Annotated in this window: 9 protein-coding genes; 4 read left to right on the forward strand and 5 right to left on the reverse strand. The window is 37.7% G+C overall.

Going from position 1 to position 12661, the window contains the following annotated elements; translation table 11 throughout:
* Positions 1–43 precede the first annotated feature (43 nt).
* The 3 genes from trpS (at position 44) to ACFIMX_RS04140 (ending at position 2306) form a co-directional block, all read left to right on the forward strand.
* Entirely contained in the window at positions 44–1114 is a 1071-nt protein-coding gene (gene trpS / locus ACFIMX_RS04130) for a tryptophan--tRNA ligase (RefSeq protein ID WP_375618293.1), read from the forward strand.
* A gap of 62 nt (positions 1115–1176) precedes the next feature.
* Positions 1177–1668 carry a universal stress protein gene (locus ACFIMX_RS04135; RefSeq protein ID WP_375618294.1) on the forward strand — a complete coding sequence of 164 codons (492 nt, stop codon included), beginning with the start codon at positions 1177–1179 and terminating at the stop codon, positions 1666–1668.
* Between the two features lie 59 nt (positions 1669–1727).
* On the forward strand, positions 1728–2306 hold the full coding sequence (locus ACFIMX_RS04140; protein ID WP_375618295.1) for a NifU family protein: 579 nt from the start codon (positions 1728–1730) through the stop codon (positions 2304–2306).
* A gap of 1406 nt (positions 2307–3712) precedes the next feature.
* Here ACFIMX_RS04140 and ACFIMX_RS04145 read toward each other — a convergent pair.
* Positions 3713–4048, reverse strand: coding sequence for a zinc ribbon domain-containing protein YjdM (locus ACFIMX_RS04145; RefSeq protein ID WP_375618296.1), 336 nt, complete (start codon positions 4046–4048; stop codon positions 3713–3715).
* Positions 4049–5107: 1059 nt separating this feature from the next.
* The gene (locus ACFIMX_RS04150; RefSeq protein ID WP_375639552.1) at positions 5108–6736 is read right to left on the reverse strand and encodes an alpha-D-glucose phosphate-specific phosphoglucomutase; all 1629 of its coding nucleotides are present in this window, start codon (positions 6734–6736) and stop codon (positions 5108–5110) included.
* A 216-nt stretch (positions 6737–6952) separates the two neighbouring features.
* On the opposite strand from ACFIMX_RS04150, the gene ACFIMX_RS04155 reads away from it, so the two are divergent.
* Complete coding sequence (locus tag ACFIMX_RS04155; RefSeq protein WP_375639572.1) at positions 6953–7477, forward strand: peroxiredoxin; 525 nt, start codon at positions 6953–6955, stop codon at positions 7475–7477.
* A gap of 881 nt (positions 7478–8358) precedes the next feature.
* Here ACFIMX_RS04155 and ACFIMX_RS04160 read toward each other — a convergent pair.
* From ACFIMX_RS04160 to pyrF, 3 genes are all read right to left on the reverse strand, one after another.
* Positions 8359–8892 (reverse strand): replication protein, encoded by a 534-nt coding sequence (locus ACFIMX_RS04160; protein WP_375618298.1) that lies wholly within the window; start codon positions 8890–8892, stop codon positions 8359–8361.
* A 590-nt stretch (positions 8893–9482) separates the two neighbouring features.
* Positions 9483–10967, reverse strand: coding sequence for a histidine--tRNA ligase (hisS, locus tag ACFIMX_RS04165; protein ID WP_375618299.1), 1485 nt, complete (start codon positions 10965–10967; stop codon positions 9483–9485).
* 351 nt (positions 10968–11318) lie between these two features.
* Positions 11319–12164: an orotidine-5'-phosphate decarboxylase gene (gene pyrF / locus ACFIMX_RS04170; RefSeq protein WP_375618300.1), complete on the reverse strand. Its 846-nt coding sequence runs from the start codon at positions 12162–12164 to the stop codon at positions 11319–11321.
* Positions 12165–12661 lie beyond the last annotated feature (497 nt).

The following is a 12661-nucleotide window of genomic DNA, read 5'->3' on the forward strand; positions in this document are numbered from 1 at the left end:
AAACAATAAAATGAATAACCTTAATTGAAGAAAGAGCACTCCTATGGATACCTTCACACCACTTGTCTTTTCCGGCGTACAACCGAGTGGTCATTTACATCTTGGCAATTATCTTGGAGCCATTCAGCGTTGGGTTGAACTGCAAAACTCTCATCACTGCCTCTATTGTGTTGTGGATATGCATGCGCTCACAGTCAACCCAGATCCCCTTACTTTACGCGAATCCACCAGAACAGTGACAGCAGCTTTTTTAGCCGCCGGTATCGATCCTCAAAAACACATTATTTTTAACCAATCACGTGTTTTTCAACATGCTGAACTCGCCTGGATTTTTAATTGTGTTGCCCGTATCGGCTGGCTTCAACGCATGACACAATTTAAAGATAAAGCGGGAAAAGATCGCGAAAAAGCATCCATCGGGCTTTTTGCCTATCCCACTTTGATGGCTGCTGATATTTTAGTCTATCGTGCAACGCATGTTCCAGTAGGCGAAGATCAAAAACAGCATGTTGAACTCACACGCGATATTGCACAAAAATTTAACAACGACTATGCACAGCGTATTGCCGAATTAAATTTTGGTATCTCTATGCAAACAGATGAAGAAAAAAGACAAGGCTTTTTTCCCCTCCCAGAGGCGCTTATTGGAACAACAGCCACACGCGTTATGTCTTTGCGCGATGGGACAAAAAAAATGTCAAAATCAGATCCTTCAGATTTTTCACGCATTAATTTGACCGATGACGCTGATCTTATCGCAAAAAAAATACGCAAAGCCAAAACGGATTCGGCCCCACTTCCCGATACCCTTGCCGCTTTAAAAGAACGACCAGAAGTAGATAACCTGCTTGGTATTTATGCCGCCTTTGCCAAAGTTAGCAAAGAAAAGATTCTTTTAGAATTTTCTGGTCAACAATTTTCCCATTTTAAAACAGCTCTAGCCGACCTTGTTGTCCATAAGCTTGCCCCTATAACAGAAGAATTACGTCGCCTTCATCAAGAAAGCGGTTATATCGACTCTGTTTTGCATGATGGCGCTAAACGTGCTAGTATGCTCGCAGAAGAAAATATGAAAAAAATTCGTGAAATTATTGGATTTTTGCACAATACATAAAAATAATAAAACTAAAAACTGTAGAGAGCAAAAAAATCGTTTGTACAAAATAGAGAAAGTGCATGATTTCCAAACCCCAAAATCCGAAAAAAGAACCAAAGAAAAAAAACTTAGTTATTATCGATGAAACACCAGAGTGTCGGCGTGCCGTTGCGTTTGCCGCACAGCATGCCCAAAATACCAGTAGAACATTGGTATTACTTTGTGTCGTTGATAGTGTAGAATTTCAACATTTTCTGGGTGTAAACAACGTTATGCGTACAGAATCAAAGCAAAGTGCTCATAAAATATTAGGAGACATTGCCAGTGAAGTCCGCACCACCCATGCGCTTGAAACAGAAATAGTGGTGCGTGAAGGAAAAAAAATTGATGAGATTTCCAAACTGGTCGACGAAGATAAAAGGATTGCACTAATTGTTTTAGCAGCCAGTGGACATACAGAAGGACCAGGACCCCTTGTTCAATTAATCGGGAATAAAGGAACAGCTTTTTCAATCCCTGTCATTGTTATTCCTAGCAATCTTGCCGATGAAGATATTAGATCTATTGCCTAAAAAATATAATATTCTACAATGTAAGATCTTCCCAAGCCTTCATTATAAAAGGAGAATCTATGTTTATTCAAACTGAAACCACCCCAAACCCTGCAACTCTTAAATTCTTGCCAGGACGCGTGGTTCTTTCTGAGGGCGTATTAGAATTTCGTGACCGTGAAGAAGCAGCTAAAAACTCACCTTTGGCGGCTAAACTGTTTAATATTCCCAATATCAATGGTGTTTTTTTAGGCTATGATTTTATCACCGTAAGCAAAAAAGAAGGAGAATGGCAACATCTCAAGCCCGTCATTTTAGGCACAATTATGGAACATTTTCTATCCAATGAGCCAGTGATCACTACCAACGCTACAAGACAAGCACAAACCCATGCCCTTAACGAAGAATTTTATGACGAAAAAGATGCTGATATTGTCTTAACCATTAAAGAGCTCCTTGAAACGCGTATCCGCCCCGCAGTTGCCAATGATGGTGGAGATATTACTTTTCGCGGATTTGAAAATGGTATTGTTTATCTCAATATGCGCGGCTCCTGCGCTGGATGTCCCTCTTCAACGGCAACTCTCAAACATGGTATTGAAAATCTTTTACGTCATTTTATCCCTGAAGTTTTAGGCGTTGAAGCCATGCCACAATAAATATTAACCTCAATAGGTAAAATAACCACACCGATTGCCCCTCTTCAACAGCGCTCAAACATGGAATGTAAAGATCTTACGTCATTTTATTCCTGAAATTTTAGAAGTAAGCTATGCAGCCATAAAAATAGAGTACTGTTAAAAAAATCTGTCCAATAATGATACCTTCACTCACCTTTCACCTCCACATATACCTTAAAAAGCTTTCAAAGCTCCCTTTAGGAAACATACGTTGTTTCAACAAACCAATTTACGTACACAGAAGTACAACGCATGAGCGTACATTTTAAATTTATTTTATCTCATAATCTTGTCATGCAATTTTAATCAAGAAAACACGACCTCGTTACAAAAAAGCCCCCCAAAAAAGAAAACATTGCAAGATAGAGTGCCCATTTGCTTCATCTTTCTCAGCTCTCCAAACGACAAATCACGCAAAATACTTCTTGTAGCAAGCCGGCACCATCATCATATCTGCCAGCCCCCAATGTTGCGATAGCCCTTGGCACTTAAGACGATTCATAAGAGTCATTTTTAATCCTTTCTTGTACAGTTTTTACCCACACGCCAGCCCCGCTTGTGGTATGCAAGCAAGTGATTTTAATTGATTTAACATGGAACAGATTTGAAATGAGAGAATCCCACGTTATTCGGGGTTCTAACTCAATATAAATAATGCTAATTTATTATTATAAATCAATATGTTGTAGAAGAAAGTTGACAAAGATCACATTTTGCAACTTGAATGAAAATTCTGACATTCTTCTTATTTCAATTCTGTTTATGTTGCACCAATAAAAATCGTCCGCTTACACAGCACAAACTGGATAATAACAAAAACTATTTTTAATAGCGCTTATGCACACTTTTATAAGAGACTGTTGCAGAACTAAGAGCTGGAAAATGAATGACTGTACGACCTTGTCAAGATCATAGCGTCCTTTTTCCATTCTTAAAATCAAGAATTCCCCCCCTATCATTTTCAATCTCATTTCCATAAATATGACGAAAAAGGTGTAACTACCCATAAAAAATAAATACATCGAAGCCAGATCTATTATGGTTGTTTGAGAAATTATCTGATAAAAAAGAAAGAATATTTTTTTAATTCAGCAGGAATAAGTTTGTCTACTTTACGGCGTTGTTCTTCTCATAAAGCGCATACTTTTATTGTTGCTTGTGAGTCAATATCCAGTCCCCTCATAACCGCATATTAAAAGAAAAGAAAGAGTCGCTATTTCTCTGCGATACATGGCTTTGCAATAAAGGAAAACATATTGCTTCTATCTGATTGGTGTAATCTATGAAACAAAAGAAGCCCATTGGAGAAAAATATGCCCAATTAGAGAAGAATGTAAAAATAGGAAACCAATGAAATGCAAAAACAATTGCAAGAAAATAAATGCCTAAACTTTTTTCACAAACTCCGACTTTAAACTCATCTGACCAATCCCTGGAATTTTGCAATCGATATTATGATCCCCATCCACCAAGCGAATATTCTTTACCTTCGTCCCCCCTTTTAAAACAGATGAAGCGCCTTTTACTTTCAGATCTTTTATCACCATAACGGTATCTCCGTTTGTTAAAATCTGACCATTGGCATCATAAACAGTATTGACAAGAACCGTATCATCGTTTTTTTGTGGCCATTCATGTGCGCATTCAGGACACACAAAATTTTCACCATCTTCATAAGTATAAAGACAATCACAACGAGGACATTTGGGATATTGGGTCATAAATTCCCCTTATTAAAAGAAAAATCATTCATTATGACTGGTCATAAAGCAAGAAGTGCTTATTGTCCATTATTTTAGAAAAATGTTTCCCTTTGTTTCAATCCTCATCTGTCAACAGTGTTTATGAATGCCCTCATCACATACCATACATGGGTTTATAAAAATGATTGATCATTATACAACTCAAATGAGTCCCCGCATATCATAAAATTTACGCATTTCATTCTCTCTAATAAATTAATCAAAATCATTTTCTTATACATCACCAATGCAATTAACGAATGGATAAAAAAACAATTAGAAAAGGAACATCTCTGAATAAAACGTTCTCAAAGAGCTAAAAACTATTGCAGCATTGAGAAACAAGAAAATGATGTCCCCAACTTAACCTTTTATTTAAGTAAAGATAACAGTCATAATGTTAGAGAACAGACTGATTTATGATCATAGTCAATGATTTTGTATATTGAATGAGAGCCGATAAATAAGCTGAGATTCTCTCAACCCCTTTTACATTGAAACAACCAAAACCTTTTGCATGTTACAAGTAGGAAAAGCCGTGTAAAACGATTATCCAAAATACTAAATACTCTCAAATATAAGAGCCAACATTGAAAGCGGGCAAAGTGAATAATAGTGCCGTCTTACTCTCTCATAAGCGTAAAAATGGTGCTGCTCAATGAAGGGACGGTTATCCCTTTCAAAGCAACACGCATAAGATGCGTTTTTAGTGTCTTGAGAGAGAAGATTCTTTAAAACAAACATATGAAATGTGCAACAATGATCGTATTTTGTTTTGTATGAGAAACATTCCCCTATTAAACAAAAATTTCTATCAAGCCATTGAGCAAACCCATTGGACATAAATGCTCCGATTATGCTCGATTATAATTTCCTACAGCATTTAGTTTTAAGAATCCGGCAGTTTTAGGAATCCGATTGATATGTAAGAGAGGAAAAAACAAAGAGAGCTTGAAAATGGAAGATCTCCCTTATGCACATAAAATCACACCCATGTGATCAATCATCATACCTTTACAAAAAAACATTCCAATGATCTTAAGTGATAATATCAGGGTGATCTCTCCCCAATGCTTGTCGTATGTTTAACAGTTTTAATGCCACCTGTTGCAAAGGTTTAAGAACGTCTTGCGGATTAAAATTGTGTTTGCGCGGATCACTTTCATATTGTTCAAAATAAAGTCGTAAAGTAGCACCTAGCGTCCCTGTTCCCGACAAACGAACCACCAACCGTGCTCCATTCTCGAAAAAAATACGGATACCTTGCTGCGTGCTAACGCTCTGATCAACGGGATCATGATACGTAAAATCGTCTGCTTTTTTGACCAAAAATCCAGCAATTTCGGTTCCTGCATGTGGTAAGTGCGCACGCAAATGCTCTATAAGTGCCAAGGCTTTGTCTGCTTCGACTTCTTCATAATCATGCCGTAACGTGTAAAAACGCCCATAGGTGTGCCAATGCTGTTGAACAATTTGTGCGACAGTTTTTTCTGTTACCGCTAAAAGATTTAACCAAAATAATACAGCCCATAAACCATCTTTTTCGCGGATGTGATGAGAGCCCGTTCCAAAGCTTTCTTCACCACAAAAGGTTACTTTTCCCGCATCCAAAAGGGTTCCAAAAAACTTCCATCCCGTTGGCGTTTCAAAAAAGTTACGTCCTTTTTTTTCCGCAACTAGATCAGCAGCACGCCCCGTCGGCATAGAGCGCGCTATCCCCACCACGCCTTTCCGATATCCTTTAATGAGGTGTGCATGTTCAGCCATAATAGCCAAAGAATCCGAAGGCGAGACAAATTGTTGACGACCAATAATGAGGTTACGGTCTCCATCACCATCAGAGGCTGCACCAAGATCTGGTCCTTGCTCTGACATCAATAAATCATAAAGGTCCTTAGCATAAACCAAATTGGGATCTGGATGACCGCCTCCAAAATCTGGCAAAGGAATACCATTAACCACCGTCCCTTCAGAAAATCCTAAGCATTTTTCAAAAATTTCATGGGCATAAGGCCCTGTTACCGCATGCATGGCATCAAACCGTAAAGTAAGACCTCGAGCAACAGCCTTGGCAATACAGTCAAAATCAAAAAGCTCCTGCATCAAAGCAACATAATCAGCGACAGGATCAATAATATCAATCCGCATGGCTCCCATAAAGATCGTACCTTGCCTATCTAAATCAATATCTGGTGCTTCAAGAATTTTATAAAAAGAAAGACGTTGCGATGTTGCAAAAATAGCATCACATAAAGAATTAGGAGCGGGTCCCCCATTGGAAATATTATATTTAATACCACAATCTCCTTCTGGACCACCAGGATTATGGCTTGCAGAAAGAATAAGTCCACCATGGGCATGAGTTTTACGAATAAGATGCGAAACAGCAGGTGTAGAAAGAATACCGCCCCTTCCCATTTTAACACAAGAGACACCATGCGCCGCTGCCATCTTTAACACAATCTGAAGGATAGTACGATTAAAAGTGCGCCCATCCCCCCCAAGAATCAACATTTTTCCTTCAAGAGGCCCAATGTTATTAAAAAGAGACTGTATAAAGTTTTCTACATAATGGGGTTGTTGAAAAACAGACACTTTTTTGCGCAAACCAGACGTTCCCGGTTTTTGCCCCTCAAAAGCCGTAGTCAAAACTGTCTTTATGGTCATATCAATCCTTCATATTCTTTCCTATAATTTTAAGGTGAAGAGTATCCAAAGTCGACCATTAATTCTACTTGACGGAAGTGTGAAATATTTGCACACTCACCAGAAGTAAGAATTTTTAAAGAAGCCCTTTTATTTAAAACGCTTTTTGCCATATGTTTTTAAATAAGAAGGCTGTTTTAAAACAAAATTTTCGTAAAAGAATACAGGAGCATCATGATGATGAAAAAAACAGTTCCCAATGTAACATTCCACACACGCGTACGCGATGAATCAGTGGATGGAGACAATCCTTATCGGTGGCAAGAAGTTAACAGCGATGCTTACTTTAAAGGAAAGCGTGTTATTCTTTTTTCTCTTCCTGGAGCTTTTACCCCTACTTGCTCAACCTTTCAGCTGCCTGATTTTGAAAAACTCTATGATGAATTTAAACAAGCGGGTATTGATGAAATTTATTGTCTTTCCGTCAATGATGCTTTTGTCATGAATGCTTGGGGAAAAGCACAAAATATCAAAAATGTGAAATTAATTCCCGATGGCTCTGGTGAATTCACGTGCAAAATGGGTATGCTGGTTGCAAAAGACAATGTTGGTTTCGGCATGCGATCATGGCGCTATGCAGCTGTTATTAATGATGGTGTAGTTGAGAAATGGTTTGAAGAAGCAGGTTTTTCAGATAATTGTGCAACAGATCCTTACGAAGTTTCTTCACCACAACATGTTTTAAAAGCCTTGAAAAGCTAATTCCCCCAATCGTCTATTTAAACAAAATTTTACGACACAAATTTCCTGAGCAGGAGAATTTGTGTCGTTTACTTTTTGCAACATCATTCGTGAAAGCAGACACGATAAGTTGATTGTACGCCTTCTGTGAAAAAAGATTACAGCAATAATTTTTTCAATAAATATTTTATGTTTTAACTGCTTTGAAAAAGTTTGAAAAATTGCTGATGAAAAATCTGGACCCGTTGTGGGGCTAAAAAATCAAAGAGTTAACAGCTGTTGCACGCTATCAAAAAATGAGGATGCAATTGCCAAATGCGCAAATTCATGCAAAACTCTCTCAGAAACATCAAGGACTAACGTATTGATGAAATATGCAAGATCAATGCTAAAATTCTCATACTGAGAAAAACTTTGTATTGAACAATACTTTGATTTATAAAGATAATTTATAATTTTGCATATTGAATGAGAGGAGCCGAATATCATAAGAGTGTCTCATTTTATCCCTTCTTATATTGAATCCCTTAAAACTATTTTCTTGCTCATTAGCAAGTGGGATTGGCATATGAATAAACGATTAAAAAGAGTAAAAATACCTCTCGTAAACGCGCCAAAATACAAGAGCTATGAACATCATTACTGCAAAGTTCACAAAAGTACCAAGAAAGAAAATACAGATCAAACATTTGTTTGAAGAGGCGCACAGTTCAAATTAACTTATGTCTCATAAAAAGAAGCAAATATGGTATAAAAACTGCTCTGCATAAAGAACCATTCATGGAGAATATTAAATCAAAACAGATCCCGCAAACATTCCAATTCACATACCATAAACAGACTCATTACTGTTCTCATAGCCATTTATTCTAAGCTTTTATTTTTCTCTAAGAGAAAAACGGTTAAAGGAGTTGTTTATTCGGGTATTCTACCGTAAAGTGTGCTTCTATCTCTTCCTCTTCATCGAACTCAAAATCTTCATCACATTCAGGAAGACCAAAAATATCTGGATTGATGAAATAACAATCTTTTTTTGTCCCCTTCGCTACAATTTTATTTGTTTCTAATTCTTTGATACCTTCTTTAAAACTTTCAAAATTAAGATATTCTGGTTCTTGAATTGAAAGATCGCAAGTCAAAAATTCTTCAAGAATATCATGATCCAATGTTATCTGATCAAACCATAAATCCACATCATCCCCCTCATCTAACATTTTCCCTACCTGCCACAACATCACAAAAAATGCTTTCATACCACTAAATGATAGCCCAAAAATCATACGCCGACACGACGAGGCGCCTGAAAAGGTAATTTGAGGAAGATCTTCAAATCCGAAATTTGAAGGAGGAAGTTTAAATGATTTTCCAATATTCTCAGGTCTTTCAAGAATAAAGGGATTTCGTTCATAGAGCAGAGTAAAATCATATTGGACCATTTTCATTTCTCCGTTAAAGAATTGACTTTATGAAAAATGCATATTATTAGTAAGTTACCATCATGGCAGCTTACAATTCATCCAAACATGCTCCTGTAAAAAATTGTTCGATTTAAGTCATTCCATTGTTTTTTGAAGCTTAAAAAGTCTTTTAGGATAAAACGCTCTAGTTCTCCCTCCTTTTGCAATAAGGCTAGATTTTGTAATGTCCAAGAAGAGAACATCAAAGGATTTGATACTCATAGATGAGAATTCAAAGATGAAGCCAATATGAACTTGTCAATATTTTTATAAACTTTTGCAGAAGCGTTACGTGAAACCCTTTAATTTTCTCAGAGTTTTTGTTCGTTACAATTTTTTTTGCTCATTTTAACGCATTATCATCGCATCCTCAGAAGGGCACGTTTTATAGCAAATAGCGCTTATTTATCTCTTAAAAAATCTCTCTTTTATGCCGCACGCACTTCAAAACCCCGCTTTTGAACGCGTGCACTAACACGTATAAACGAGCAAAGCACAAATTTTAAAAATTGAATTTCAAATTTCCAAAATATTTCGAACAATCACTTCGATAAAGACTTTTACCATTATCATTTTTGGGCGGCTAAAATATCCTGTACTGTTTTGACCAATTGTTCTTCATCAACCGTCACTTGTGCTGGTCGACTTTCACGCCATGTTTGATTATCCTTAATTTCATGAGACAAACGCGCCCCTTCAATCAAATCTTTAATCTGTATTTTTCCGCTCTCACGTTCTTGTGAGCCTTGGATAACCACACAAGGCGCTTGGCGTCGATCTGCATATTTCATCTGCGCTTTTATCCCCGATGCCCCCAAATAGAGCTCAGCACGAATTCCCGCACCACGCAACTGCATCACCATTTTTTGATAACCAGCAACCGCCTCTGGCTCTTTATCCATCATCAGCACCACAACCGGCCCTGTTGTCTCCTTCATAGGCAACTTTCCAAGATTTTGCAAAGCAGCGATCAAGCGTGAGACCCCGATTGAAAAACCTGTTGCTGGAATGTTTTCACCACGAAAGCGTGCCACCAATCCATCATAGCGCCCACCACCACCAACGGAGCCAAAAACAACTTTCTGCCCATCATCATTGAAAACATCAAACAGCAACGTAGCCTCAAAGACAGGACCTGTATAATAATCCAGTCCACGCACCACCGATGGATCAATCTTGATACGATTCTGAAAGCCATTTGCGGCAAAAATTGCTTGCATTTCCTCAAGCTCACGAATTCCCTCACGCCCTTGAACATGATCACCAACCACTTCTTTAAGAGTCTCAAGCGTTTCTTCTGCTGTTTCAGCTCCAGCAGCAGTTAAGGTAAGAATACACTCAATCTCTTTTTCCTTAAGCTCCGCCCCTTTTGTAAAGTCACCACTTTCATCCAAACGCCCTTTTCCCAAAAGCAAACGCACCCCTTCAGAACCAAATTTATCCAGCTTATCAATTGCTCTTAAGACAGTTAAGCGCTTTTCAGCCTGCTCATTTCCCCAAAAACCAATTTTCTCTAAAACACAATCGAGAATTTTTCGGTTGTTCAGACGAATGGCATATTCATTATGCTGAAACCCTAGTTTTTCCAAACTATCGGCTGCCATCATACAAATTTCGGCATCAGCTGCTACCGTTGGTGTTCCAACAATATCCGCATCAAACTGCATAAATTGCCGAAACCGCCCTGGACCTGGTTTTTCATTGCGAAAAACAAAGCCAAGACGATAACTGCGATAAGGCTTTGGCAAAACTTCAAAATTCTCGGCAAAATAACGAGCAAGAGGCGCGGTAAGATCATAACGCAAAGACATCCATTGCTCATCATCATCTTGTAGCGAAAAAACGCCCGCATTTGGACGATCTGAATCCGGTAAAAACTTACCCAGCACATCTGTATATTCAAAAATTGGTGTTTCCAGTGCTTCAAAACCATAAAGTTCATAAACTTCACGAATTTGCTCAATCATTGTTTCAGTTGCATACAACTGTGCACTTGTACGATCAACAAAACCCCGGGGTAAACGGGCTTTGGTTTTTTCTTGTTTTGATAACATATTTTTCTCTAACAACAATATATATATTCACCGATAACGTGTGTCTATCTTATAGAAACAAACGCTGCAATAACTTTATCAACTGGAAACTGGTAACAATATACATAAGCTTTTGCTTTTAAAAGATGCAAACCTTTACCCTTAAGGCAATCTCTTGAAAATATTTGCATTTTCAATAGGAACATAGCCCCCCGCTCAACATGAAATGCCCGCTTAACATTCAATGAAAAGACATCTGTGCTTGTTGAAAGAAACCTCAAAGCGACTGTTGATTCTGGATAAATCGGAAGCATCCCCCTCAAAAGCCCTCCCTTTCAGAATTCTTCAGATTTATTACAGATGCAAAAATCCTCAAGACACCAGTGTGCTTTGCGCTTGTTCTGCAAAATGATTGATAACATTTTTTAAATCAACAATATTTCGTCCAGCATCTGTAATAGAGCGTGATACAGAGGGAATAACATTCTGCCAAAGTCTTTGTGGAAATTGATTTGCTAGTTGTGTCATTGTTCCACCTTGAGCGCCAATACCCGGAACAAGAAACAGACTATTTTTTAACTGCTCGATTGTGTCTTTTGATTCAGATCCTAATGTCGCTCCTATAACCGCACCTATGGGGCCAATATTATGATGAATAACCGAAGACTGACTATTATAATCACAAATACACTGTGCAAGGTGAAGAGAGAGTGTCTGATCACCAATAAGCGCATTTCGTATTTGTTTCCCCTCTGAATTAGAAGACTGAACAACCACAAAAACCCCTGCTCCTGTTTCTTCTGCAACCTTTATCAGAGGAATAAGAGCATCAAAACCCAAAAAAGGATTAACTGTCATGGCATCCACCTTGAACGCACTACTTGGACCAAGCCAAGCCTTACCATAGGCTTCAGCAGTAGAGCCAATATCCCCCCTTTTTGCATCCGCCAGAACCAATATGCCTTGTTCGTGTGCATTTTCAATCAGTTCTTTGAGAGCTTGAAGACCTTCCACACCATATAATTCAAAAAATGCGACTTGCGGCTTTATAATACCCACTTTACCAACAACTGCTGTTAAGAGAATATCACAAAAATCTTTTAGACCTTTATAATCAAAGCTTAGTTTCCACGATTGCAAAACTTTATGGCTCGGATCAAAGCCAATACAAAGAGGTCCATAGATTTCACGATTTTTAAAAAAAGTTGAACGAAACATTTTATATCCTAACAAGATCTCTCTTTAAACTTTTTGATACAATCAAAAAGAAAAGCATTTGTCAAAAGAATACAATAGCGAAAACACAAAGAAAAAGCTCTCTATACAAAATGTGCTTTTATTTATGAAACATAAATATATTCCCATTCGTAACGCTTATCATATGTTTATCAACCAAAACATTGTCATGAGATAAAAATTCAAATTTATGAAAGAATATAAACAAAACAGCATCTATATTATAATGACCTCATAAAGCCCTATAGGCATGCCTTATCGTTTTCACCCCCCTTTTTATGATCAACAAAAACTCTCTATGAACGCGCTTTAAACAAAAGTTTCAAAAGAAAATGCCCCACCATGATGATCTCGATCTTAACTTTAGATCTTTCCTATTCCTTTTGGCGCATATCTATTCCCTTTTGGAACATAATTAGCAAAAAGGCATTGTATCTCCAGCATATTCAAGGAGATAAAACATGGAAACTCGCATTCCT

Origin of the sequence: Bartonella sp. AD24XZML, assembly GCF_042196485.1 — a bacterium.
In the GTDB taxonomy this organism is placed as follows: Bacteria; Pseudomonadota; Alphaproteobacteria; order Rhizobiales; family Rhizobiaceae; genus Bartonella.

Coding starts and splice junctions, on each gene's coding strand:
- ACFIMX_RS04135 (WP_375618294.1), top strand. CDS start 1,177: ATGATTTCCAAACCCCAAAATCCGAAAAAAGAACCAAAGAAAAAAAAC.
- ACFIMX_RS04160 (WP_375618298.1), bottom strand. CDS start 8,892: ATGGTCCAATATGATTTTACTCTGCTCTATGAACGAAATCCCTTTATT.
- ACFIMX_RS04150 (WP_375639552.1), bottom strand. CDS start 6,736: ATGACCATAAAGACAGTTTTGACTACGGCTTTTGAGGGGCAAAAACCG.
- pyrF (WP_375618300.1), bottom strand. CDS start 12,164: ATGTTTCGTTCAACTTTTTTTAAAAATCGTGAAATCTATGGACCTCTT.
- ACFIMX_RS04140 (WP_375618295.1), top strand. CDS start 1,728: ATGTTTATTCAAACTGAAACCACCCCAAACCCTGCAACTCTTAAATTC.
- ACFIMX_RS04155 (WP_375639572.1), top strand. CDS start 6,953: ATGATGAAAAAAACAGTTCCCAATGTAACATTCCACACACGCGTACGC.
- ACFIMX_RS04145 (WP_375618296.1), bottom strand. CDS start 4,048: ATGACCCAATATCCCAAATGTCCTCGTTGTGATTGTCTTTATACTTAT.
- hisS (WP_375618299.1), bottom strand. CDS start 10,967: ATGTTATCAAAACAAGAAAAAACCAAAGCCCGTTTACCCCGGGGTTTT.
- trpS (WP_375618293.1), top strand. CDS start 44: ATGGATACCTTCACACCACTTGTCTTTTCCGGCGTACAACCGAGTGGT.